Below are 23,325 nucleotides of genomic sequence, written 5' to 3'. Positions count from 1 at the left end.
CTCGCTCCATATCCGGTTAAACCCTGGGTCATCTTCCGTCCGGCGGATCGCTCTGGTATAAATCCGCTCCAAAGCTGATTACGTTTTAGCACGGCAAAAATTAACGCCTGCGTTCGGACGCGGGTTAGGCAGTCGTAAGGAGCGGTATGGCACGGGTGGTCGTAGTAGGCAGCATCAACATGGACATGGTGGTGACAACCGATGTGTTTCCGCGGCTGGGCGAGACGCTTTTCGGCACGCGCTTCGCCACGTATCCCGGCGGCAAGGGCGCCAACCAGGCGGTCGCCGCGGCGCGGCTCGGTGCCGAGGTCACGATGATAGGTTGCGTCGGCGCGGATGCGTTCGGCGATGTGATGAAAGCGACGCTGACCCGTGAAGGCATCGACACCCGCTGGGTCTTCACCGGCCGCGAAGCCACCGGGATTGCCTCGATCACGCTGACCGGCGGCGACAACGCCATCCTCGTCGTGCCGGGCGCCAATCATGAGCTCTCGCCGGGCGACCTCGACCGCGCCCATAAGGCGTTTGCCGATGCAGACGTCGTGCTCGCTCAACTCGAAGTGCCGCTCGCCACGGTCCTGCACGCCGCGCAGATTGCGCGCCGTCTCGGCAAACCATTCTTCCTCAACCCGGCCCCCGCGGTCGCGTTGCCCGCCGAACTGATCGAACTGACGAGCCTCCTGACGCCCAACGAGCATGAGCTCGCGACCGCGTTGCAAACCGCAGACGCCGACTGGGCCGAGGTTCTGAAGCGCATGCCGGGCCGCATTGCGATGACGCACGGCGCCGACGGCGCTTATTTCACGCGCGCAGACGGCGAGCTGGTGCACCAGGCCGGCTTCAACGTCGACGCTGTGGATACCACCGGTGCTGGCGATACCTTCAACGGCGCGCTTGCCGCGTTTTGGCATCTGGGTGCCAACGAGGCCGTGCGCCGCGCCAACGCAGCAGGGGCCTTGTCGGTCACGCGTGCGGGCGCGCAGGGCGGCATGCCCACGCTCGCCGAACTCGAACAGTTTCTGAAGGCTCAATCGTGAAAAAACTCGGACACCTGAACCGCGACATCGCGCGCGTGCTGGCCGGCATGGGTCATACCGACAGCGTCGTGATTGCCGACTGCGGCCTGCCGATTCCCGATGGCGTCGAATGCATCGACGTTTCGCTCACGCTCGGCGTGCCCGGTTTCTTCGACGTGCTTGACAGCGTGCTGGCCGACTTCAAGGCGGAGCGTGTCGTGTTCGCGAGTGAATGCCTGACGCAAAACGCCGCCGTGGCCGAGCGCATGACGCAACTGCGCGACGCGCAGATCGCCATCGACGACGTGCCGCACGAAGAATTCAAGCGGCTTTGCCAGCAGGCGAAAGCCGTAATCCGCACGGGCGAATGCAGTCCGTACGCGAACGTGATCCTGCATTCGGGCGTGATATTTTGAGCGCCCGCCAACCTGCCGCTTTGCGTCACGCCGCTCTCTTTGAGGCAAGCGGACGCAACGCGGCCGGGCGCATTTCTGAAAGAGGCGTGTCATGCAAGTGACCATGCGGAGCATCGGCAAGGCGTTCGGTCCTGTGCGCGTGCTCGACGGTGTCGAATTCAATATCGGCGCGGGTGAGATTCACGCACTGATGGGCGAGAACGGCGCGGGAAAATCGACGCTCATGAAGATTCTGAGCGGCGTCTACCAGGCCGACGCGGGCGAGATCCTGATCGACGGCAAGGCTGCGCAGATCCGCCACACCGTTGACGCCGAGCGTGCCGGCATCGCCATCATCCATCAGGAACTGAACCTGATTCCGCAGTTGTCGGTGATGGAGAACATGTTTCTCGGCCGCGAGCCGAGCCGTTTTGGCGTGGTCGATTCCGCCGCGATGCGCAAGCAGTCGCGCAAGTGGCTCGACATGGTTGGCGCCGAGCGCATCGATCCGCAAGCCGAAGCAGGGCGCCTTTCGATCGGCCAGCAGCAACTCGTGGAAATCGCCAAGGCGCTCTCGCTCGATGCACGCGTGCTGGTGATGGACGAGCCGACCGCCGCCTTGACGCATCGCGAGATCGAGACGCTGTTCGAGATCATGCTTGCCCTGAAGGCGCGCGGTGTCGCGCTGGTGTACGTCTCGCACCGGATGGAAGAAATCTTCCGCATCTGCGACAAGGTCAGCGTGCTGCGCGACGGCAAGTTCGTCGGCGAACGCGCGGTGAAGGACACCAGTTTCGACGAAGTGGTGCGCCTGATGGTGGGCCGTGAGCTGGGCGAGCGCTTCCCGAAGCGTGCCCATACGCAAGGCAAAGTGCGCTTCAAGGTGTCAGGCCTCGCCGATGACGGCAACATCGCCGGCATTTCATTCGACGTCCGCGCCGGCGAAGTGCTCGGCGTGGCCGGTCTGATGGGCGCGGGCCGCAGCGAGATTCTGCGCACGCTATTCGGTGTCAACCGCAAGACGGCGGGTTCCATCGAGCTCGATGGCCGCACGCTCGATGTGCGTGACGCGTCGGGCGCGATCGACGCCGGCATCGGCTTTGTCACCGAAGACCGCAAAAGCCAGGGCCTTGTGCTCGGCATGTCCGTGCGCGAAAACGCGACGCTGGTCCATCTGGACCGCTACGCGCGCTTCGGCGTGGTGAACGACGCCGCGGAACGTGCGGCCGTCGCAGACCTCATCAAACAGTTGCGCATTCGCACCCGCGACGCCGAACTGGACGTCAAGTCGCTCTCCGGCGGCAATCAGCAGAAGGTGGTGTTCGCCAAGTGGCTCGCCGAGCCGCCCAAGGTGCTGTTGCTGGACGAACCGACCCGTGGCGTGGATGTGGGCGGCAAGGCCGAGATCTACACCATCATCAATCAGCTTGCCTCGCAGGGCGTGGCGATCGTGATGGTGTCGTCGGAATTGCCGGAAGTGCTGGCCATGAGCGATCGCATTCTGGTGATGCATCAGGGCAAGCAGAACGGCATCTTCGAAGCGGCCGGCGCAACCCAGGAGCTGATCATGACGGCGGCCACCGGCGGCAATGCCGCAACGGGTGCAACTGCCGCAACGGGTGCAACTGCCGCAACTTCGGCAGCGGCCTGAACGAATTTCCGAGTGATCCACTGAACAACCACCGAACGGCGAGGCGGCAACGCCACTGTTCAACCCTGTGACGGCGGCCCGAACCGCTGAGATCGAGACACGAGCGAGAAACGAAATGGCGCAATTGACCATGACACCCAGTTCCAAGGCCACGCTGCAAAAGCTCGGGCCATTCATCGCGTTGCTGGTCATCGCAGTGGGGCTGTCCATCATCAGCCCCAACTTCCTGACGCTCGACAACCTGCTCAATGTGATGCGTCAGGCGTCGATCAACGCGCTCATCGCGTTCGGCATGACGCTTGTGATCCTGCTGGGTGGCATCGACCTGTCCGCGGGCTCGGTGCTGGCGCTCTCATCAGTGATTATTGCGAGCCTCATGCAAAGCGGCACGCCGGCCGTATTGGCGACGCTCGCGGGCATCGCAGCCGGCGGGGTGATGGGCTTCGCCAACGGCCTCGTCATCAGCAAAGGCAAGGTGGCGCCGTTCATTGCGACGCTCGGCTCGATGACCGTGCTGCGCGGCCTCGCGCTGGTGGTCTCCAACGGCAGCCCGATCAGCAGCTTCAACAGCGATTTCTTCTCGCTGCTGGGCGGCGGCTACGTGGCGCGGCTGGTGCCGATTCCGGTCGTGCTAATGCTGATCATGTTCGCGGTCTTCTGGTTCGTGCTGAAGAAGTCGGTGTTTGGCCGCCATGTCTACGCGACGGGCGGCAATGCGGAGTCGGCCAAGCTCTCGGGCGTGAAGGTCGATCGCATCCAGTTGTGGGTGTACACCATCTCCGGCGTGATGGCGGCGATTGCCGGCGTCGTGCTGACCTCGCGCCTGAATTCAGCGCAACCGACCGCGGGCACGGGCTACGAGCTCGACGCCATCGCAGCCGTGGTGCTGGGCGGCACCAGCCTCACGGGCGGACGCGGCTGGATTTTCGGCACGCTGGTGGGCGCTTTGCTGATCGGCGTACTGAACAACGGCCTGAACCTCATGGATGTCTCGTCGTTCTATCAGCAGGTCATCAAGGGCGGGGTGATTCTGCTCGCTGTGCTGATCGACCGGGGCAACAAGAAGTAAGAGCGTCTCAGTTGCCACTTTGGTTGCCGCGCTCGTCGCCATGAGCGCGGCAGCTCACACGCTGCAGCGGTTGTGCTCGCCGACAGCGTAGTAACAGGCCGGCCGAAAACCGATTTTTTTACCGAAGTAGCGGCGCAAGCCGCGTAGTACCCCTAAATGATCCACGTCACACTCTACCGCAACTTACCTGAAGGACTCAGGAGGACGACAATGAAGAAAATTATCTCCCCGTTGTTTGCAGCATTGCTGGTGGTCGGCATCGCCGCCTGTTCGAAGCAAGGCCCGGATACCACCGCTGCAGCGGGCGCGAGCGACGCATCCGCACCGGCAGCAGGCGGCGCCGTCACGGTTGGCCTGTCGATCTCGACGCTCAACAACCCGTTCTTCGTCTCGCTGCGCAAGGGCGCTGAAGACGAGGCGAAGAAAGAAGGCGTGACCCTCATCACCGTGGACGCGCAGAACGACCCGGCCAAGCAGCAGGCCAGCGTCGAAGACCTGATCCAGAAGAAAGTCAGCGTGATCCTGATCAACCCGACCGATTCGTCGGCCGTCGCCAACGTCGTGAAGGAAGCGACCGACAAGGGCATCAAGGTGATCTCGCTCGACCGCAGCGTGAACGGCGCCGAGGTCAGCTCGCACATTGCCTCCGACAACAAGGCCGGCGGCAAGATGGCGGCGGACTTCCTCGTCGACAAGCTGGGCGGCAAGGGCAACGTGGTCGAACTGCAGGGCATTCCGGGTTCGTCCGCGGCGAACGAGCGCGGCGCCGGCTTCGATACCGAAGTGGATGCGAAGGGCGGCGTGAAGATCGTCACGAAGCAGCCGGCTGACTTCGATCGTGCCAAGGGTCTGTCGGTGATGGAAAACATCATCCAGAGCAACAAGGACATTCAGGGCGTGTTCGCGCAGAACGACGAGATGGCGCTCGGCGCGGTCAAGGCGTTGCAGGCAGCCGGTCTGAAGAACGTGGCCGTGGTGGGCTTCGACGCCACCGACGACGCCATTGCCGCCGTCAAGGCCGGCTCGATGGCAGCGACCGTGCAGCAGCAGCCGGAACTGATTGGTCAGTACGGCGTACAGACCGCGAAGAAGCTGATCGACGGCCAGGCCGTGGACAAGTTCATCCCGGTGCCGCTGAATCTCTACAAGCAGTAAGTTTTCAGCCGCGCGTCCCCGTAGTACCATCTGGCACTGAAATCAACGTCGATGCAGTGCAGGCCGCCACCCGGCGCAAACCGGTGTGGCGGCGTTTCTCCCCCCACTACCTGTTGTTCGGCGCACGCCGCGTCGGCCATTGCTATCGCGCCGCGGCGGCCGATGCCAGGTCTTCGTGATCGAGGGCGTCGACCATCTGCCGCGAGGAAGCCTGCGTGACCCAGTTCGAGCGTCTGACCATTGACGACATCGCCCGCCTGGCGAACGTTTCCCGCACCACCGCAAGCATGGTGCTGAACGGCTATGCCGAGCGCTATCGCATTTCCGCGGCCACCGTCGAGCGTGTCCTGCAGGTCGCGAAGGAACACCATTTCGCGCCGTCGCAATCGGCACGCGCGCTGCGCTCGCGCCGCAGCAATACGATTGGCCTCGTCATCCCCGATCTCACCAACTCCGTGCACTCCGCGCTGGCTCAGGCGATGGAATGGCAATGCCGCGGACAGTACGGCTGTCAGCTGGTTGTGGTGACGAGCGACGAAGACCCGGTGCGCGAAACCGAGGGGATTGCTCACCTCGTTTCGCACCAGGTGGACGGTCTTGTAGTGGTGCCGTGCACGGCCGATCCAGAGCGCTACCAGAAGTGGGTGAAGCGTCTGCCGCTCGTGTTCGCCGACCGCCGGGTCGAGGACAGCCAGATTCCGTATGTGGTGACCGATGCGACCGAAATCGTCGCCACGTTGGTTGGCGATGCGCTCAAGCAGGGCGTACGCGAGGTGGTGTACTTCGGCGGTCAGGCGGAACTCTCGGCGAGCCGCGACCGTCTGGCGGGTTATCGTCAGGCACTGGCCGCGCATGGATTGAACGAAGGGGCAGACTGGGTCCACCAGCGCGACTTCCAGCGCGAATCCGGCCACGCCCTGATGCAAGCGTGGTTCACGACGCACGGGCGCTACCCGCAGGCGCTCTTCGCCGGCTCGATCACGTTGCTGGAAGGGGCGCTGTCCTTCATGAGCGAGGCTCACAAGCTCACGCAGGCGCCTGGCCGACTGATGTCGTTCGACGATCATCAACTGCTCGACTGCCTGCCGCTTTCCATCGACGCCATCGTGCAGGACAGCCGTCAACTGGCCGAACACAGCCTGCGCTGCGTGTTCTCGATGCTCGAGGGCAATGCGCATCCCGATTCGTTTCAGGTGCCCGCCCATATCCATTACCGGCGCCTGCCCGGCGCACCGGTATAAGCATGTTCACTTAAACAGATCGTCAACTGCGGAGCGATATTGGTTAAACGCCAATTCGCTCGTTCAACTTAACATTGCGCGAATATTTCATTGTGCTTTCTTGTGAAAAACATAATGAATAGACGTCGTGAAGAAAGACTTTTGCATTATGGCTAATAGCGCAGTAATACTGGCCTTTACGTCAAATGAGTATTTCTTCCCCAGCAATAGTCCGTCAGATCATTGTTTTGTAAAGACTTTTACCCTGTCAACTTTTCGCGACAGGTAATATTTTTCAGTGTTCCGGAAGAGTGCGGCGCGTTATTGTCCATTTCGCAATAACTGAATCATTCATCGGCACGGAGAAATGATGAAAAGAATAGCGCTTTCCACTCTCTCGCTGGCATTGCTAGGTGCTGCGGGCGCAGCGCACGCACAAAGCAGTGTCACGCTTTACGGCACGATTGATACCGCCGTTACGTTTGTTCATAACGCCAATGCGGCCGGCCAAAACCAATGGTCGGTCGGCAACGCGAGTAACGGCGATCTTTCCGGTACCCGCTGGGGCTTGAAAGGCCAGGAAGATCTGGGCGGCGGTCTGAAGGCTATTTTCCAGTTGGAAAATGGCTTTAACCCGAGCACGGGGGGACTGGGGCAGGGCGGTCGCCTGTTCGGTCGTCAGGCATTTGTGGGTTTGACGGCAGATCAATACGGCACGTTCACGCTGGGCCGCCAATATGACCCGCTCGTCGATCTGGTGCAGGGCATCACGGCCGATAACTATTTCGGCAGCACGTTCGCAACCGCAGGCGACGTCGACAACTACGACAACAGTTCCCGCACGAACAACGCGATCAAATACGTGTCGCCGGTGTTCTCGGGCCTGCAGGTCGAAGGCATGTATGCGTTTGGCGGCGTCGCGGGACAAACCGGCTCGGGGCAGACCTGGTCGGCGGCTGCGGCGTATAACAACGGCCCGATCTCGATCGCGGCGGGTTACTTCGTGGCCGACAATGAGACGGTGGACGGCCTGGTGCGGGCTTCGACGGCGACCGGCTCGGGCTGGTCCAGCACCTCTGACGGCACTTTCGACGGCTCGCTGATCAACCTCGGCCTGCAGAGCGCGAAGTCCATCAACATTGCCCGCGTCGCGGCGCAGTATGTGGCCGGTCCGTTCACGTTCGGCGCAGGCTACAGCAACGCACAGTACAAGTCGGATGGGCAATCGGCCTTCGCCTCGACGGAGAAATTCAACACGGGCCAGGGCTTCTTCGACTACCAGGCCACGCCGGCCATCCTGCTGGGCGTCGGCTACAGCTATACGAAGTCGAGCGGCGACACCGGCGCGACCTACCATCAGGTTTCGATTGGCGCGGACTACAACTTGTCCAAGCGCACCGACGTGTATCTGGTGGGGGCATACCAACACGCCAGCGGCGAAACGCTTAGTGCGGACGGCACTGCCGTGGTGGCCGCCCAGGCATCCGTGGGTTCGTATGGCTACGGCGGCACCAACACGCAGGAACTGGTTAGCGTCGGTCTGCGCCACAAGTTCTGATGGTGTGTCGCAGCAGCAACTGAAGCTTCAGCGCTCGTAGCGAAAGCTGGGCCTGAGAGGCAAAAGCCGGTCGTCAGCGTGAGCCGACGATCGGCTTTGTTTTGCTTGGCGTGCAAGACGGCTCTGCCGCTAGCACGCGAGGCAGGTTACGCCTTCTTCAGATGCGGTCCGAGCAGCGACAGATCGGCCGCGCTGAGGCGATCGCTTGCGGTATTCCGCTGATGCCAGTAGGGGTAGAGCAGAGGCGGGGCGCTGACCTTGTCGAGCCGTTCGCGCTGGCTCGCGCTCAACGTGAGGTTGGCGGCGCCGAGGTTGTCGCGCAGTTGTGTCTCGTTGCGCCCGCCGATGACCACCGAGGCTACCGCCGGCCGCCCCAGTGTCCATGCCAGCGCGACCTGTGCGGCCGAGACGTTGAGCTCGCCGGCCACTTCCACCAGCACGTCGACGATCGACCACAACCGTTCCTCATCGCGAATCGGCGGTTCGGTCCAGCCCGCGAGCTGGCGCGTGCCTTCTGGCGTAGTGTTACGGCGGTGCTTGCCCGACAGCAGCCCGCCGGCAAGCGGGCTCCAGACCAGAATGCTCACCCCCTGATCGAGCGCCACCGGCGCGAGTTCATACTCGGCCTCGCGCGCTTCGAGCGTGTAGTGGATCTGCTGGCTCACGAAGCGCGGCAGACGATCGCGCTCGCTCACATGCAGCGCTTTCATCAGATGCCAGCCCGAGTAATTCGAGCAGCCCACGTAGCGGACCTTGCCGTGGCGTACCAGCATGTCGAGCGCTTCGAGCGTCTCTTCAAGCGGCGTGAGCCCGTCCCATTCGTGGACCTGGTAGAGGTCTATTACATCCGTCCTGAGGCGCCGCAAGCTCGCCTCGCAGGACTCGATCAGATGATGCCGCGACAGCCCTCGATCATTCGGCCCGTCTCCCATCGGAAAACGCGCCTTGGTCGCGATCAGGACTCCGCCTTTACGCTTGCCGTCGAGCGCCGCGCCGACGATCTCCTCCGATGCACCGTTCGAATAGACGTCCGCCGTATCGATCAGATTGACGCCCGCATCGATGCACATGTCGATCTGCCGGCGCGCCTCATCGAGGCCCACTTCGCCGACGCTCGCAAATTTTCCCTTGCCGCCCATTGTCATTGTGCCGAGCGTGACGGTCGACACCTTGAGGCCTGAACGGCCAAGTTGACGGTATTCCATGATCGAACAATCTCCTGTGAGTGTTGTTGCTGGAGTGGCGCCGCATACCTCGTGCCCGGGGCGCCAAAGCGAAGTTTGCTACGAATACCCCCGCATGGAACGCACAAGACTGTTGTGCGTTCCACAGCAAAGGCCTGCATTTCATGCAAGAATCGCGGCCGGGGACGTGGGCGAACAAAAAATGCAGCGCAATGCATGCGCGCTGTGACGTTAATCCGCCCACCAAGAATATTTTCGGTGATGAGGAGTAGACAGTTGATTCAACGTATCTCGCGGTTTTTTACCCAGGTGGTCCATCGCGTCCTGCCTGACCCATTGATCTTCGCGATTTTCCTGACCATCGCGACATTCGTGCTGGCTTTCAGCCTGACGCCGAAGGCGCCCGCCGAGCTGGTGACCATGTGGGGTGGCGGCTTCTGGAACCTGCTGGCTTTCTCGATGCAGATGGCGATGATTCTGGTGACCGGTCATGCGCTCGCCAGTTCGGGACCGGTCAAGCGGCTGCTGGTGGCGCTGGCAAGCTCGGCGCGCACGCCCGCTCAAGGCGTCATGCTGGTGGCGTTTTGCGGCGCGGTGGCGTGCGCCATCAACTGGGGCTTCGGCCTCGTGCTGGGTGCGATGCTCGCGCGCGAAGTCGCGCGGCGGGTGAAGGGCACCGATTACCGCCTGCTGGTGGCGAGCGCCTATATGGGCTTTCTGACGTGGCACGGCGGACTCTCGGGATCGGTGCCGCTGGTGGCGGCCACCAAGGGCAATCCGCTGGAAAAGACCGTTGGTCTGATCCCGGTCTCGCATACCATCTTTACCGGCTACAACGCCTTCATCACGTTCGGTCTGATCGTGCTCCTGCCGATTCTCGCGCGGCTGATGATGCCGAAGCCCGAAGACGTGGTAGCCGTGGACCCGGCACTGCTCGAGGACCCGCCTTCGGTGGAACGCACATTGCCTGCCGATGCCACACTGGCCGAGCGCCTCGAAGAGAGCCGCGTGCTGGCGATACTGGTCGCGCTCGTGTGCGCGGTTTATCTCGTCGTGCGGACGGTACAGAAGGGGTTTACGCTCGATATCGACACGGTGAACCTCGTGTTCCTCGCCGCGGGCATGGTGCTGCACAAGACGCCGATGGCGTATGCACGGGCAGTGGGCGTGGCCGCGAAGGGCGCCTCGGGCATCATGATCCAGTTTCCGTTTTACGCCGGGATTCAGGCGCTGATGGATCATTCGGGGCTGGCCGGCGTGATTACCCGCTGGTTTGTGGATATTGCCAACGTGCACACCTTCCCGCTGCTGGCGTTCCTGAGCTCGGCGGTCATCAATTTCGCAGTGCCGAGCGGCGGCGGCCACTGGGTGGTGCAGGGTCCCTTCGTGATGCCGGCAGCGCAAGCGCTCCACGCGGACCTCGGCAAATCGGCCATGGCGATTGCCTATGGCGAGGCGTGGACCAACATGGCGCAGCCGTTCTGGGCGCTGCCGGCGCTGGCGATTGCCGGACTTGGCGTGCGTGACATCATGGGCTATTGCGTGACCGCGCTGCTGTTCTCGGGCGTCGTGTTCGTTGCGGGTTTGTATCTCTTCTAGATAGTTTCTTCTGCATTGCTATAGACGCTTGCCTCGGGAGGCGCGGCTCATGAACGCTGACGAACCTGTTACGCCGCCGGTGCAGCCGGTTCGTCGCCGCGTACTCGTGTGGGATGCGCCGACGCGGCTGTTTCACTGGCTGGTGGTGGTGCTGGTCGCCGGGGCTTATGCAACCTTGAAGCTGAACTGGATGGACTGGCACGTGCGAATCGGCGAGGCGCTGCTGGCCCTTGTCCTGTTCCGCTTGCTGTGGGGCTGCTTCGGCAGCGAGACCGCGCGGTTTGGCAGCTTCGTGGCGTCACCTGAGTCAGCGGTGCGGCATCTGCGTCATCTGTTTCGCCGCGAGCCGGATCTGCAGGTGGGCCACAACGCGGCGGGCGGCTGGATGGTGTTGCTCCTGCTCGCGTTACTGCTGACGGAAACGCTCAGCGGCCTGTACGTCTACAACGAAGTCGCAGACGAAGGCCCGCTCAGCGAAAAGGTGCCGGCGTGGATCGCCGACGCCATTTCGACGGCGCATGCTGTGGTGTGGGACGTGTTGCTGGCCGCGGTCACGCTGCACGTGCTGGTGATCGCGCTTTACGCGGTGGTGAAGGGACACAATCTGCTGCGGCCGATGCTGAGCGGCTACAAGCCGTTGCCAACCACCGTCGCCGCACCGCGGCAGAAGCCTATCCTGCTGGCGTTGCTTCTGCTGTTGATCGGCGCAGCGGTGGTGATCCTGCTCGCGGTCTATCTCTGAGCCTGTTTCGACCTCCAGGCCAAAGACTGCAAACGGCCGCTATAGGCGAGAGCGCGGCGTCAACGCTTGCGTCAGTTGCCCTTCGGCGGCATCACCTGGCCGCGGATTTCGCCACCCGGATTGGCCTTGGTGTGGACGTTGATGTACATATTGCCCGCTTCGAACATCTGGGCGTCGTCCGCGGATAGCGTGGCTTGACCGCTGATCGGACTCGTCACATCCATGTTTCCTTTTTGCGAGATCCAGACTTTCACTCCGGCGTTTTTACCGGCTGGGGCCGGCCCGTGGAAATGCGCCATGGTGGCCGGACCCGTCAAACCGCTGAAGGTGATGTTCCAGGTCACGACGTGCGTGCTGGGGTCGTAAGTGAGGTTGGCGGTGCCGCTGCCCGAGGTTTGGACGGGCGGGACTTGCTGGTCGCCGGAGAGCGGTACGGTGAAGGAGACGGGGGCCGCTTGAGCCAGGCTAACGGTGCCCGCGAGGGCGAGACCGGCGAGAAGCATGAAAACGCGACGCGAGATCGAAACTGTCATTTGATTTTCTCCGTTTTGGGTGTCACCTTGCAGATGTGAGTGCCGTGGTGTGAGACAAGGATAGGCGCAACCCGGCGGTAACTCCAGGCGGGAAAACGACACGTTTCCCGCCGCAACGGAGCGAGGGAGGGCGTTTTTCTAGCATTCCTGGAAAGAAACATCGAACATAGGCCCATAGTAGACTTGGCCCAATGCATCACGCTTCGTGAACGATTCCGTGTCAATGAGGCCCTATGGCAAATCTACAGGTATGCGCGGGCGCCACACTGCAATGCTCGTTCGGCGCCGCCCCCAGTGTGCTGAACGTGTTGCCGACCAACCGCACGATGGTCGGCGGCGTGCCGGCTGCAACGCTGGTCGATTCCATTCCGATCGTCAATATCACACCGTTCGCGATGTGCCAGAGCACGGCTAACCCTACGGTGATCGCCGCCACCGCGGCGGCGCTCGGCGTGTTTACGCCGATGCCATGCGTGCCCGTTACCCCCGCGCCGTGGATTCCGGGCGGCGCGCCGACCGTGCTGATGGGCGTAGCCCCCGCGCTCGATGCGCAAGGCACGCTGATCTGCGCATGGGGTGGCGTCATCAAGGTGGCGCAACCGGGGCAGGTCACCACGTTCGTGCCCTGAGTGCTCATTGTGGTGCGGGCGCCGTGCCGGGCAGCATGCGCCACCAGCGGCGCCAGCGTGATAGCGGCTTGCCGTCGGCATCGAGCGGCCGGCCATCCTGTGCATAGCGCTCGCCGGGCTCGACCGGCTTGCCCGCGCCATACAACTGCCGCTCGGCGAGTTGGCCATTGCCGTGAAAGCGCTCGAAGAGGCCGTGCAGCTTGCCCTGCCGGTATCTGGCGTGTTCGAGCAAGCTGCCGTCCGGCAAATAAGTCTTGTTGTCGCCGCTCAGCGCACCGCGCACATAATGCGCCTCACGTTGCACCGTACCGTCCTGCGCGTAGTACACCGCTTTGCCATCGAGCTTGTCGTCGGCGTAGTTGAGTTGCGCGGACGGTGTGCCGTCAGGATAGAGCAGGGTCGCCGGACCACCGAGGCGGCCATGCACATAGCGCAGGATTGCCAGCACCACGCCGTCCGCGTAGATGCGCGTGAGGCCGTGCAGCGCCCCGTCCACCAGCGTGCCTTCGACACCGGATTCGCCGCGCGCCACGCTCACATCCTGAGGTTTGTTCATCACGTAAAGCTCAATTGATCTTCACGATGCCGCCTTTGACGGTCAAGAGGCCGCCACCATCCACCGTTTGTTCAAGCGCGCCTTTGTTCGATACGCTTTGCGCCTCGTTCGATAGCGTGCCGTCCGACTTGTTCGTCAACGACGTGCCCGCCTGGTTGGTCAAAGACATCGCAGCCTGATGGCTCATCGAGCCGTCAGTCTTCGCGCTGAGGTCCCCGGTGCTTTGCAGCGTGAGGGTGCCGCCGACCTTGATCGTCAGATTGCCGTCCACGCTCAGCGTGAAGTTCCCGCTCACGGTGTGCACCAGGTTGCCGCCGACGCTGCGCGTTTCGTCGCCGCCGGCCTTGACCGTGCGGGTGCCGGCGATATCGACAGTTTCGTTGCCGGTCTTCACCGTTGCACTGCGATTGCCGCTTTCCACTACGAGCGTGTCGTCGGCTTCTTTCACCGTATGCGTGCGCGCATGCTGGATGGTGCGCGTTTCGTCATGGCCGATGGTCCAGGCCGCGTCGTTCAGCACCTTCACGTTCAGGTCTTTTTGTGCCTGCATGAAGACTTCTTCGTTGTCCTGCTTGTCGTCGAAACGCAGTTCGTTGAAGCCGGCATTGCCCTTCGAGCTGCTTGTCTTGATGCCGGACTGCGTCTGGTTGTCGGGCAGCGTATAGGGCGGCTGGTTCGCGCCGTTATAGACGCTGCCGGTGATGAGCGGACGATCCGGATCGGCATCGACGAAGGTGATCACGACCTCGTCGCCGATGCGCGGCATGAATTGCATGCCGAAGCGCTTGCTGGCCCACGGTTGCGCGACGCGGACCCAACATGAACTGTTCTCGTCGTTCTTGCCGTCCCGATCCCAATGGAACTGCACCTTGACGCGTCCGTACTGATCGGTCCAGAGTTCCTCGCCTGCCTTGCCCACGACGGTGGCCGTCTGGGTCGGCATCACGGGTCGAGGCGTCACGCGTGCCGGGCGGTATTCGATGGTCGCGGGGAAGGCCTCGAAGCGGTTGCGGTAGATATCGTGACTCGCGTCATGGACCACGCTCGCCACCACCCACTCGATGTTGGCGTCAGTCGACTCGTGGTCGGACAGCGTGAACTTGTACCCCGGCAGCAACGCACGGCAATCGCTTTCGCCGATCAAGAGGCGTGCGCCGCTGCGCAATTCGTCGATGCGGCGCTTCGTGATCGATGCCGCGGTCGAACTCGTCTGATAGCGGCCGGGGTATTCGTAGACTTTGGGGCCATCGGAGACGGCCTCTGCCTGTGAAAAAAGCTGCGACGTGGGCATCAGATACGCGTAATCGGAACTTGCGAATACACCAGTCACGCTTTGTTCGACCAGTTCGCAATACAGAATCTGACCGCTTTCGCGCTTACCGGTGTGGCCTGGTGTATAGGTGAGCGTCGCGGCGGCGCCGGGCAGCGTCGCGAAGGCGTCGTTATGGTCGGCCACAACGAGCGTGTGCTTACCGTTCTCGTGCTGGAAAAAATAGAACCAGCCTTCCTCTTCGCACAACCGGCAAACGAAGGCGAAGTCGGTCTCTGCGTATTGCACGCAGTATTCGCGCGCCTCGTACGTGCCAGTCAACGAAAACGAGAAGTCGGTTGCGCCATGGCCGTTGAAGACGGCCTCGACGATCTGCTGCGTGGTTTTGCCCTGGAAGATCCGGTTGTTCGACGCGAGCGTCAAGAGCCATGGCCACGAGCGCAATTCGAGCGCGTAATGGCTGCCCTCGACGGTAGACGGTAATTGCGCCGCTCGCGTGCAAACGGCATCGATGAGGCGTGGGGTGTCGCTCCATTGGAGCGAGAGCGTGGCGTGCTGGCCGGTGAGCCCGGAGAGCGCGATGGCCGGTGTGGCGCCGGTGGCGCGCAAGTTCAATTCGGTGACTGCGCCGATGGCTTCGCGGCCGCTGAACTGGGCGGGAAAAAGCGTATCGAATGGCGCGCCGGCGATCGCAAGGCGGGTGGTGTCGTCGGTCGGGATAGGACGCGTTGTCATTCGAGCGCCCACTGTGCGAGCGTGCCGACCAGTTCGTTCATCAGCACGTTGTCGATTTCGCGCGCGCCGGCCGAGCGGCAACGCGCGAGCACCGCGTCGACGATCTCGGCGTCGAAATTGAACTGTTTGCCGGTGAACGCGTGATATCGCGTTCTCAGCTCCTCCAGTTTCTTTTCGATGATTTCGCGCAGCACCGTGTCGTCGAGTGCGCGGTAAGGCACTGCGGTCATGCGCGCGAGAAACGCCGGGCGGAACGCCTCCAGCAGCACGTCGCGCAGCCTGCGCGTGAAGGCGTCGGTGGCGAGCAGGTCGGCTGGCGTGTGCAGCAGCAATTCGGCGCCCACGTTGCTGGTCGCCAGAATGACCGTGTTGCGGAAATCGACGAGCAGGCCCGTGCCGTCTTCCATGGTGCCCTTGTCGAAGACGTTGTAGAACGCTTCGAGCACATCGGGATGGGCTTTCTCGATCTCGTCGAGCAGCACCACGCTGTACGGCCGGCGGCGCACGGCCTCGGTCAGCATGCCGCCCATGCCGTAACCGACGTAACCGGGCGGCGCGCCCTTCAGTTGCGATACGTTGTGCGCTTCCTGGTACTCCGACAGATTGATCGCAATCAGATTTCGCTCGCCGCCGTACAAGGCATCGGCGAGCGCATAGGCCGTCTCGGTCTTGCCGACGCCGGTTGGCCCTACCAGCAGGAACACACCGACCGGCTTCAACGGATCGGTTAGACCGGCGCGATAGGCCTGGATGCGTTTGGCAATCCTATCGAGTGCTGCATCCTGGCCGATGATTCGTTGCGCGAGACGCGCCTTGAGCGTGCGCACCGCATGCACTTCGTCGGCCAGCATCTTGCCGACCGGGATGCCGGTCCAACTCGCGATCACCGCAGCAACCGCCTTGGAGTCGACGCAGACCGGCACCATCGGATCGTCGTCGCGGATCGCTTCCAGCCCGCTTTCAAGCCTGGCTAGTTCAGCACTCAGGTCGTCGAGCTCTTCACCGAGTCCGGGCGGCTCCTGCGGCTGCTCCCTCAACGCCTGATCGACCGTGGCCAGTCGCGCCCGGGTGCTGAGGATTTCGCGTACCGCGGCGGACTCGTCGTGCCACCGCGCCTCCAGTTCGCGCGCGAGGGTCGCGTTGCGTTGATGCTCGGCGTCGAGCATCGCAAGCCGAGCCGCATGGTTTGCGCCGAGCACCAGTTCGCGCTTGAGCCGCGTGAGTTCCTCATGCAGCGCGCGTTCGCGATGCCGCGCGGCTTCCAGTTGCGGGGGCGTGTCGTGTTGCGCCAGCGCTACACGGGCACAGGCGGTATCGAGCACCGCAATCGCCTTGTCGGGCAACTGGCGGCCGGAGATATAGCGATGCGACAGCTTTACGGCATCGACGATCGCCGCCTCCAGCACCGCGACGCCATGATGTTCTTCAAGTTTGGTGGCGACGCCGCGCAACATCGCGACCGCGGTCTGCTCGTCGGGCTCTTCGACCTGCACCAACTGGAAGCGCCGCGCCAGCGCGGGATCCTTTTCGAAATACTTCTTGTATTCGAGCCACGTGGTGGCCGCTATCGTGCGCAACTCGCCGCGCGCCAGCGCCGGCTTCAACAGGTTGGCCACGTCGCCTTGCCCCTCGGCGCCGCCCGCGCCGATCATCGTATGGGCCTCGTCGATAAAGAGAACGACCGGCTGCGCCGAGCGTTTGACCTCGTCGATCACGCTCTTCAGGCGTTGCTCGAACTCGCCTTTGACGCCTGCGCCCGCTTGCAGCAAGGCGAGGTCGAGCACGCGCAGTGCGACGGCCGCGAGTGGCGGTGGTACCTCGCCCGCGGCAATCCGCAGGGCAAGCCCTTCGACGACCGCGGTTTTGCCTACGCCAGGCGCACCGACCAGGATCGGATTGTTTTGCCTGCGTCGCAGCAGGATATCGACGGTCTGGCGAATTTCCGCGTTGCGCCCGACGATCGGATCGATGCGTCCCGCCCGCGCTTCGGCGGTCAGATCCAGTGTGTATTGATCGAGCGCCGAGGCCGCGGCGCCAGCGCCGTTCGCGCGGCCTGAACCGGTGGGGCCGCTCAGGACGCCGGCATGCGTGCCTACCGCTGCCACGCCGCGTTCGCTCGACGGCGCGAGCCACGTTTTCAGGTTCATCCGCAGTGCGGCGCGCGAGACGCGCAGGATTGACGGCACGCTGGCCGACAACTGCGCGCATATCGCATCGCTTTCGAGCAGCGCCAGCAGCAGGGTGCCCGAACTCACCAGCGGCTCCTGCAACACCACGGTGGACAGGACAAGGGCATCCTGCATGAGCATGACGAGATTGCGCGAGAACGACGGCGTGCGGGTATTGCCGCGCTTGAACTGTTCGAGCGCGCGGTTGATCTCGGCGATCAGCGCGTCGCGCTCCAGCGCGAAGTGTGGCAGCACGCAGGCGAGGTCGCCGCCCTCGATGTCGATCAGTTCGAGCAATAGATGCTCGATCTCCACCTCGAAGTGGGTCAGTTGCAGGCAGCGCTGCGCGGCCCGTTCGAGCGCACCGCGCGAGGAACGCTCGAGGGTGCCGACCAGCGTCTTGAGGTCGAGGCTCATCCGGTGGTTCCATTGCGCTCATCGGGGCGCACGGCGCCAAGGCGCATATGGGCGGTGCGCGCTGGTGGCGTGTCGCTTGCGCCGACCCAGGCGGTCCAGCCGAGCCGCAATGGCGCTTGCAGCGAAAGCTGCGCCTTGGGCTGCTGGCCGGCGCCCAGATGCAGGTCGAGGTGATGGTAGAGATCAGCGCCGAAATAAGCCGCTGCGAGCGCGTGCAGATCCGCATGACAGCGGCCGCCGGGCAGAAACGATTCGTAGCTCTCGAGCGGCAGGGGGCCGATTGCAATGCGAATGCCGCGATGCTCGTCCCAGATCTGCGTGCCGATCACCGCGCCATGTCCGAGGTGGTGGTTACGGCCGTGCCGGCCGATGCGGGTGTGGCTCTCGTCGGCCAGCGTGCGCCAGCCGCCTGCGAACGGCGAAGTACGCACCGGCACGCCGAAATGGTGCCGGGCAATCACGTTGAAGCCGGCCAGCGAGCGGCGCCGGTTGGCCATCAGTCCGGCCCGCGCGAGCGTTGCCGAAACATCGAGGCCGCCGGCCGGCACCGCTGCGCCACGTTTCGGCAAAGGCAGGCCGGTCAAGCCGCGCAGGATGGTCTGCGCGGGACTGTGAAGCGGTGCGAGAAACGGATCGGCGACGCGGTACTTGCGCTGTGCCCGGTAGAGCAGCGCAAGCAGCCGGTGCTGAAACAGGTTGAGAAACGCGACAGCGGACGTGTCCTTCTGCCGCAAGCGGTCCTGCAGCCACTCCTGATACGCGTCCGGCAACGGGCCTTCGGGGCCGCCCAGTCCGAACGCGTTGACTTCCAGTTCGGGTTGCGGCGCTGGGTCGTCTACGGTGTCCGCCTCGACGGCGAGCGCACGCGGCTGCGCGAGCCGTAATGCGCCAAGGGCGCTCGGTGCAAATACCGGGGCGAGTGCGCCGGCTAGCGTAAGCGCTTCGGCGCGCGGATCGAGGCCCGTGCCAAGCGGCACCGAGCCGGGCCGCAGCAATTCGAGCAACCGCACCGCCTGCGCGAATTCGAAGGCATACGGTTCGTCGAACAGCCGCTGCCCTACAGAACGAGCGGGCTGCCCTGGAGTGGCCGCCATGCGTGAATCTCCCTGCCGTCGCGCATCAGTGCGGTATGCACGAAACGATTGACACTCGCGTACAGCGAGAAGAAGTTGGCCAGCACCCCGGAGAACATGACCGGACTAGCGCCGACGAAATGTGTATGGTCGAGTTCGATGCGCACTTTCAGGCCGTTTTGCCAGCCGCGCCATAAGTCCGAGCCGACATGCCCGACGATCGCTTCGCTGCTCACGCTCATGAGCCCGGTGATTTGCCGGCGCGCACTGGGGTTAGCCGCGAGGTTGTGCAGTTCCAGCATCTCGCGCAAGGACTGCGGAGCCTGCGGGCCGGCGACAAGGGGCGTGTGATTGAGGACGAACTGGGAAGCGAGGCGCCAGCGCGAACTGCCGTCGAGCGCGGCGAAGGTTTGCCGGGTGGGACGATGTGCGATCCGCACGCTCGCAACCGGGCCCGGTTGCTCGAACGACAGCAGCATGCCGGGTTCGAGCGTGTGAGCCAGATGCCGGTTGGTGCAGAGCAGTTCCGCGGTGAGCGTGCGGGCGGAGGGGCTCGCCGGATCGAAGCAGGCATCCACGAAGGTCAGCATCATGTCGCTGCCGGGCCGCGACGGATGCATCCCTGTCACGCGCCGAGCATGCCAGTAGAGCGTCGAACCGCTGCCGTGCTGCACACCGTAGTAGGGCGGCACTTCGACGACCTCGCGGCCACTCACCGAGCGGACCTTACGCACTGCATAGATTTCGGTGCTGGCTTCGCGATGCGCGTCGGGGCTCACGCGCAGCTCGCGCTGCGTGTTGTCAGGGCGCAAGGGTTCCGAGGTACGCGCGAACAGATTGAGCGCCGGCGTGCAACCGAGCGCGAAGTCATGCGCGTGGAGCGTGAGACGCCCGCCCGGCGCGGCGTCGAGTCCAATCAATAGATCCAGGCGGTCGCCAGCGTCCGCTGGCGGTTCGAACGGCAAATCGAAGAACGCAAATTTCTCTGGGAAAGCGAAATACTCGACCAGCAGGCGACACGCCGGGTGCACGCCGTCTTCGAGCGGCAGCAGCGCCTCATCGTCATCGAAGCCCACCGGTTCCGGCTTGCCTGCAAGAATTTGCGCGGGGGTACCGGGTGCCTGGAGGTAGACGCCAGCGCCATGTGCGCAGAGCAGATCGTAAAGGGTCGCGGCGCTGACGGGCGAGCCCGCGAGCCTCACGCGCAAGCGCTTGACCGGTAACCCGCCGAATTGGTGCAGGCCGGTTGTCCGCAGCGAAAGACGCAGCGCCGCTTGCAGGCCCGGATCACCGGTGGCGGTTTGCGCTTCTTCGGCATTGAGCATCTGGGCCGCTTCGAGCGCGATGGGCCAGAGCGTCACGTCAGCCGAAGTGCGCCAGCGTATCGCTGTGCCGTCGGACGTCACGTGGACCAGCGGCGTATTGCGCGGCACCGCGTAACCGGTAGCGACGCTGCCCTGGGTGGGATCCGCTTCGAGCTGCACGATCGTCATGGACGGCAACGGCCGCGCGGCATAGGGGTAGAACTGCTCGAGCAGGCCGTCGGTCAACTCCGAGTATTCGTCGTCGAGGGTACGCTGGATGCGCGCAGTCAGGACAGCGAAACTTTCGATCAGGCGTTCGACATGCGGATCGGCGCTTTCGCCGGGTCCCAGTTCGAGGCGGCGGGCGATCTTCGGGTAGCGTTGCGCGAAGCTCTCGCTCGCGCGCCGCAAATAGGTCAGTTCGCGCTGGTAGTAATCGAGCAGCAGGTCGTCAAGCGATTCGTTCATCGACCACTCCGACCGGATGGCCGTCAGCGAGTTGCGCGACGAAGGCAACGGCCCAAGGGCCGGCGCCGACCTCAAGGGTTCCCATGATGCGCAGCCGCAGCCGCCAGGGCGCGTCCGGCTCCGGTTCGAGCTGGACGCGTGGCTGCTTGAGGCGCGGTTCGAACGCCAGGATCGCCTCGACGACCGCACGCTCGAGCCCGTGGCGGTCGGCGGCGCGCGCGGCGTCGCTCGCGCTCCAGTCCTGCAGCCCGTAATGGAGCACATCGAGCGGCCGGGGTGCGCCCGTGCGACCGCGCCGGGTGTTGAGCAGCCGGATCAGTTCGCCACGCACCGAAGCGCGCAGCCCAGCGGGCGTGAGCGTTCGGTGCGCGGGCGTTTCGGCGGACGCGAATGGGGCGTCGTCCTCGAGCCGCTCAAAAAGCGGCATCGGCGCGGCGGGGGCGTCAACGGGCGGCATGATGCCTCACAGGTGAGGAGCGTAGGCGGCAGGCGGGTAGAGGCGTCAGGCGCCTCCCTTGACAAGCTTGTTGGCGGCGAGATCCCAGGTCGAGGCGGCGGTGCCTTCCTTCGAGCCGTCGTCCTTCTGCGCGGTCAGTTCCCACTTGATCTTCGTGAAGTTCAGCGATAACGTTTCGACCGGTTTGCCGCCGGCGCCGCCCGACACGCTGACATTGCTCAGTACTACGTTGTTGAGCGTGTAGGTGATGAACGGCATGATCTTGCCGTCGCTCTCAGCGGCATTGCGGCCGACGATCACCGTCGCGGTCGCCAACGCCTTGCCGCCGCAGCAGTATTCGTTCAGCGTGGGCGTCGAGACGTCGACGAACTTCGTCAGGGTGAACTCGCCGATATGCGGCTTGCCCGAGGTGCGTTCCGAATTGCTGACGTCGTTGGTGACCTGCATCGCCACGTTGTGGCTGTATGACATCACTTCGATCTTGTCGGTATAGCCTTCAATGGTGCATTCGCCTTTGATGTCGTCGCCGAGATCGAGAATGATCGAATCCATGACTGAGCGCTCCTGAAACGTGTGGAAGCGGCGCGTGCCGAAATGGCCGCGCCGCGTGGATGACAGTAGGGTAGTGCTGGGCCGTGGAGAGTCAGGCGGCGGCAGGCGGCGGCAGCGACGCGACCAGCCTGATCGAAGCGGTGAGCTCCTCGAGCTGGAAGTGCGGCCGCAGGAACACCGTCGCCTTGTAGGCACCGGGCTTGCCAGCGATCTCCGTCACGTCGACGCGCGCCTCGCGCAGCGGATACTGCGCCTTGATTTCCTGCGGCGCATTGTCGTTGAGCAGCACGTAGTCGGCGATCCAGGTGTTCAGATAGGTGCGCACGTTGTCGCGCGTCATGAAGCTGCCCACCTTGTCGCGCATGATCACCTTGAGGTAATGCGCGAACCGCGACGCGGCGAGCACATAAGGCAGCATGGCGGAAATGCGGGCGTTGGCGGTGGCTTCATTGGTGTTGTAGGCCGCGGGCTTGTTGGCGGTCTGGCCGCCGAAGAAGACCGCCAGCCCCTCGCTCTTTTTGTGGCACAGGGCGATGAAGCCGAGCGAATCCAGCTCCTTTTCGCGCCGGTCCGTGATCGCGATCTCGGTCGGGCATTTCATCGCCTTGTCGCCCGAGGCCGTCTGGAAGATATGGTCCGGCAGTTTCTCGACTGCGCCGCCGCCTTCCACACCGCGAATCGCGGCGCACCAGCTGTATTGCGCAAAGGCGTTGGTGATGCGCTGGCCCAGCGCATAGGCCGCGTTACCCCACAGGTACTTCGAATGCTGGGTGCCATCGACATCTTCGACGAAACTCATGCCTTCCACCGGATTGCTGTCCGGATGATAAGGACGGCGCATCAACACATGCGGCAACACCAGCGCCACATAGCGGGAGTCTTCGCTCTTGCGGAATTCGCGCCAGCGGCTCATGTCGATCGTCTCGAATACCTTCGACAGATCGCGCGGCACGCTGAGTTCGGTGAAGCTACCCATATCGAACAGTTGCGGATGCGCAGCCGAAATAAAGGGGGCGTGGGCCGCTGCCGCGACCTGGGCAATCTTCTCGAGCAGGCTGATATCGGGTGTCTGGCGGCTGAAGTAGTAGTCGCCGATCAGCACGCTGAACGGATGGCCGCCAAAGGTGCCGTATTCCTCTTCGTAGACCTTCTTGAAGAGCGCACTGGTGTCGACGTCGATGGCCTTTTCCAGGTCGTTCTGCAGATCCTTCTTCGACACGTTCAGAAGGCGCAGCTTCAGGCGCGTACCGGTTTCGCTGTTCTTTACGAGGTAATGGATGCCGCGCCACGATGCTTCGAGCGCCTGCATATCCGCGTGGTGCAGCACCTGGTTGAGCTGCTCGCTGATCAGTTCGTCGATCTTGCGGATGTGGTCGTTGATCATCGCGACGGTATCGCGGCTGACCGTCATGTTCTTGTCGAGCACCTGCAGCGCGAACTCAGCGAGCAGTTCGCGGGCGTGCTGTTGCTGCTCGTCGTCGTGCGCCATGCGGCCGTCGTGAACGATGCGGTCGAGCAGGGTAAGGGTTTCCGTTTGCGCGGGCGCAGCCGCGGCTTGAATATCCGACATCAGC

At 63.5% G+C, this 23,325-nt stretch carries 20 protein-coding genes; 10 read left to right on the top strand and 10 right to left on the bottom strand.

Annotated features, from left to right (window positions below):
• Window positions 1–146: 146 nt before the first annotated feature.
• From rbsK to P3T40_RS21755, 7 genes are all read left to right on the top strand, one after another.
• On the top strand, window positions 147–1,037 hold the full coding sequence (gene rbsK, locus P3T40_RS21785; protein WP_429269796.1) for a ribokinase: 891 nt from the start codon (window positions 147–149) through the stop codon (window positions 1,035–1,037).
• Window positions 1,034–1,432 carry a D-ribose pyranase gene (gene rbsD / locus P3T40_RS21780; protein ID WP_429269795.1) on the top strand — a complete coding sequence of 133 codons (399 nt, stop codon included), beginning with the start codon at window positions 1,034–1,036 and terminating at the stop codon, window positions 1,430–1,432. The genes rbsK and rbsD overlap by 4 nt, the downstream gene beginning before the upstream one ends.
• A 91-nt stretch (window positions 1,433–1,523) precedes the next feature.
• The gene (locus tag P3T40_RS21775; protein WP_429269794.1) at window positions 1,524–3,062 is read left to right on the top strand and encodes a sugar ABC transporter ATP-binding protein; all 1,539 of its coding nucleotides are present in this window, start codon (window positions 1,524–1,526) and stop codon (window positions 3,060–3,062) included.
• 115 nt (window positions 3,063–3,177) lie between these two features.
• Window positions 3,178–4,131 carry an ABC transporter permease gene (locus tag P3T40_RS21770; protein ID WP_429269793.1) on the top strand — a complete coding sequence of 318 codons (954 nt, stop codon included), beginning with the start codon at window positions 3,178–3,180 and terminating at the stop codon, window positions 4,129–4,131.
• Between the two features lie 210 nt (window positions 4,132–4,341).
• Window positions 4,342–5,286, top strand: coding sequence for a ribose ABC transporter substrate-binding protein RbsB (gene rbsB / locus P3T40_RS21765; RefSeq protein ID WP_429269792.1), 945 nt, complete (start codon window positions 4,342–4,344; stop codon window positions 5,284–5,286).
• A gap of 215 nt (window positions 5,287–5,501) precedes the next feature.
• Window positions 5,502–6,527 (top strand): substrate-binding domain-containing protein, encoded by a 1,026-nt coding sequence (locus P3T40_RS21760; RefSeq protein ID WP_429269791.1) that lies wholly within the window; start codon window positions 5,502–5,504, stop codon window positions 6,525–6,527.
• Window positions 6,528–6,876: 349 nt separating this feature from the next.
• Complete coding sequence (locus P3T40_RS21755; protein WP_429269790.1) at window positions 6,877–8,064, top strand: porin; 1,188 nt, start codon at window positions 6,877–6,879, stop codon at window positions 8,062–8,064.
• Window positions 8,065–8,210: 146 nt separating this feature from the next.
• Here P3T40_RS21755 and P3T40_RS21750 read toward each other — a convergent pair whose 3' ends face one another.
• Complete coding sequence (locus P3T40_RS21750; RefSeq protein WP_429269789.1) at window positions 8,211–9,269, bottom strand: aldo/keto reductase; 1,059 nt, start codon at window positions 9,267–9,269, stop codon at window positions 8,211–8,213.
• A 255-nt stretch (window positions 9,270–9,524) separates the two neighbouring features.
• Here P3T40_RS21750 and P3T40_RS21745 point away from each other — a divergent pair, with 255 nt between their 5' ends.
• Window positions 9,525–10,847 (top strand): TIGR00366 family protein, encoded by a 1,323-nt coding sequence (locus tag P3T40_RS21745; RefSeq protein ID WP_429269788.1) that lies wholly within the window; start codon window positions 9,525–9,527, stop codon window positions 10,845–10,847.
• Window positions 10,848–10,896: 49 nt separating this feature from the next.
• Window positions 10,897–11,589, top strand: coding sequence for a cytochrome b/b6 domain-containing protein (locus P3T40_RS21740; protein ID WP_429269787.1), 693 nt, complete (start codon window positions 10,897–10,899; stop codon window positions 11,587–11,589).
• A 71-nt stretch (window positions 11,590–11,660) separates the two neighbouring features.
• Here P3T40_RS21740 and P3T40_RS21735 read toward each other — a convergent pair whose 3' ends face one another.
• On the bottom strand, window positions 11,661–12,122 hold the full coding sequence (locus tag P3T40_RS21735; protein ID WP_429269786.1) for a CHRD domain-containing protein: 462 nt from the start codon (window positions 12,120–12,122) through the stop codon (window positions 11,661–11,663).
• A 233-nt stretch (window positions 12,123–12,355) separates the two neighbouring features.
• Here P3T40_RS21735 and P3T40_RS21730 point away from each other — a divergent pair, with 233 nt between their 5' ends.
• Window positions 12,356–12,751, top strand: coding sequence for a DUF4280 domain-containing protein (locus tag P3T40_RS21730; protein WP_429269785.1), 396 nt, complete (start codon window positions 12,356–12,358; stop codon window positions 12,749–12,751).
• 4 nt (window positions 12,752–12,755) lie between these two features.
• On the opposite strand, the gene P3T40_RS21725 is transcribed toward P3T40_RS21730, so the two are convergent.
• From P3T40_RS21725 to tssC, 8 genes are all read right to left on the bottom strand, one after another.
• Window positions 12,756–13,307, bottom strand: a complete 552-nt coding sequence (locus tag P3T40_RS21725) for a toxin-antitoxin system YwqK family antitoxin (protein WP_429269784.1) — start codon at window positions 13,305–13,307, stop codon at window positions 12,756–12,758.
• Between the two features lie 10 nt (window positions 13,308–13,317).
• Complete coding sequence (locus P3T40_RS21720) at window positions 13,318–15,312, bottom strand: type VI secretion system Vgr family protein (protein WP_429269783.1); 1,995 nt, start codon at window positions 15,310–15,312, stop codon at window positions 13,318–13,320.
• Window positions 15,309–17,897 carry a type VI secretion system ATPase TssH gene (gene tssH / locus P3T40_RS21715; protein ID WP_429269782.1) on the bottom strand — a complete coding sequence of 863 codons (2,589 nt, stop codon included), beginning with the start codon at window positions 17,895–17,897 and terminating at the stop codon, window positions 15,309–15,311. The genes P3T40_RS21720 and tssH overlap by 4 nt, the downstream gene beginning before the upstream one ends.
• The gene (gene tssG, locus P3T40_RS21710) at window positions 17,894–18,991 is read right to left on the bottom strand and encodes a type VI secretion system baseplate subunit TssG (protein WP_429269781.1); all 1,098 of its coding nucleotides are present in this window, start codon (window positions 18,989–18,991) and stop codon (window positions 17,894–17,896) included. The genes tssH and tssG overlap by 4 nt, the downstream gene beginning before the upstream one ends.
• A complete protein-coding gene (gene tssF / locus P3T40_RS21705) occupies window positions 18,955–20,742 on the bottom strand; it encodes a type VI secretion system baseplate subunit TssF (protein ID WP_429269780.1) in 1,788 nt (595 codons plus the stop codon). The genes tssG and tssF overlap by 37 nt, the downstream gene beginning before the upstream one ends.
• Window positions 20,726–21,199 carry a type VI secretion system baseplate subunit TssE gene (tssE, locus tag P3T40_RS21700; RefSeq protein WP_429269779.1) on the bottom strand — a complete coding sequence of 158 codons (474 nt, stop codon included), beginning with the start codon at window positions 21,197–21,199 and terminating at the stop codon, window positions 20,726–20,728. Before tssE ends, tssF begins: the two co-directional genes overlap by 17 nt.
• Before the next feature lie 45 nt (window positions 21,200–21,244).
• The gene (locus P3T40_RS21695; protein ID WP_429269778.1) at window positions 21,245–21,751 is read right to left on the bottom strand and encodes an Hcp family type VI secretion system effector; all 507 of its coding nucleotides are present in this window, start codon (window positions 21,749–21,751) and stop codon (window positions 21,245–21,247) included.
• A gap of 91 nt (window positions 21,752–21,842) precedes the next feature.
• Window positions 21,843–23,321: a type VI secretion system contractile sheath large subunit gene (gene tssC / locus P3T40_RS21690; protein WP_429269777.1), complete on the bottom strand. Its 1,479-nt coding sequence runs from the start codon at window positions 23,319–23,321 to the stop codon at window positions 21,843–21,845.
• Between the last annotated feature and the right edge of the window lie 4 nt (window positions 23,322–23,325).

Origin of the sequence: Paraburkholderia sp. EB58, from assembly GCF_050436665.1 — a bacterium.
In the GTDB taxonomy this organism is placed as follows: domain Bacteria; phylum Pseudomonadota; class Gammaproteobacteria; order Burkholderiales; family Burkholderiaceae; genus Paraburkholderia.
This window is presented reverse-complemented; position numbering and strand designations above follow the sequence as displayed.

Bases quoted from the DNA above. Each gene is read 5' to 3' on its own strand.
- rbsK (WP_429269796.1), top strand. From the start codon at position 147: ATGGCACGGGTGGTCGTAGTAGGCAGCATCAACATGGACATGGTGGTG.
- P3T40_RS21775 (WP_429269794.1), top strand. From the start codon at position 1,524: ATGCAAGTGACCATGCGGAGCATCGGCAAGGCGTTCGGTCCTGTGCGC.
- P3T40_RS21770 (WP_429269793.1), top strand. From the start codon at position 3,178: ATGGCGCAATTGACCATGACACCCAGTTCCAAGGCCACGCTGCAAAAG.
- rbsB (WP_429269792.1), top strand. From the start codon at position 4,342: ATGAAGAAAATTATCTCCCCGTTGTTTGCAGCATTGCTGGTGGTCGGC.
- P3T40_RS21755 (WP_429269790.1), top strand. From the start codon at position 6,877: ATGAAAAGAATAGCGCTTTCCACTCTCTCGCTGGCATTGCTAGGTGCT.
- P3T40_RS21750 (WP_429269789.1), bottom strand. From the start codon at position 9,269: ATGGAATACCGTCAACTTGGCCGTTCAGGCCTCAAGGTGTCGACCGTC.
- P3T40_RS21740 (WP_429269787.1), top strand. From the start codon at position 10,897: ATGAACGCTGACGAACCTGTTACGCCGCCGGTGCAGCCGGTTCGTCGC.
- P3T40_RS21735 (WP_429269786.1), bottom strand. From the start codon at position 12,122: ATGACAGTTTCGATCTCGCGTCGCGTTTTCATGCTTCTCGCCGGTCTC.
- P3T40_RS21730 (WP_429269785.1), top strand. From the start codon at position 12,356: ATGGCAAATCTACAGGTATGCGCGGGCGCCACACTGCAATGCTCGTTC.
- P3T40_RS21725 (WP_429269784.1), bottom strand. From the start codon at position 13,307: ATGAACAAACCTCAGGATGTGAGCGTGGCGCGCGGCGAATCCGGTGTC.
- P3T40_RS21720 (WP_429269783.1), bottom strand. From the start codon at position 15,312: ATGACAACGCGTCCTATCCCGACCGACGACACCACCCGCCTTGCGATC.
- tssH (WP_429269782.1), bottom strand. From the start codon at position 17,897: ATGAGCCTCGACCTCAAGACGCTGGTCGGCACCCTCGAGCGTTCCTCG.
- tssG (WP_429269781.1), bottom strand. From the start codon at position 18,991: ATGGCGGCCACTCCAGGGCAGCCCGCTCGTTCTGTAGGGCAGCGGCTG.
- tssF (WP_429269780.1), bottom strand. From the start codon at position 20,742: ATGAACGAATCGCTTGACGACCTGCTGCTCGATTACTACCAGCGCGAA.
- tssE (WP_429269779.1), bottom strand. From the start codon at position 21,199: ATGCCGCCCGTTGACGCCCCCGCCGCGCCGATGCCGCTTTTTGAGCGG.
- P3T40_RS21695 (WP_429269778.1), bottom strand. From the start codon at position 21,751: ATGGATTCGATCATTCTCGATCTCGGCGACGACATCAAAGGCGAATGC.
- tssC (WP_429269777.1), bottom strand. From the start codon at position 23,321: ATGTCGGATATTCAAGCCGCGGCTGCGCCCGCGCAAACGGAAACCCTT.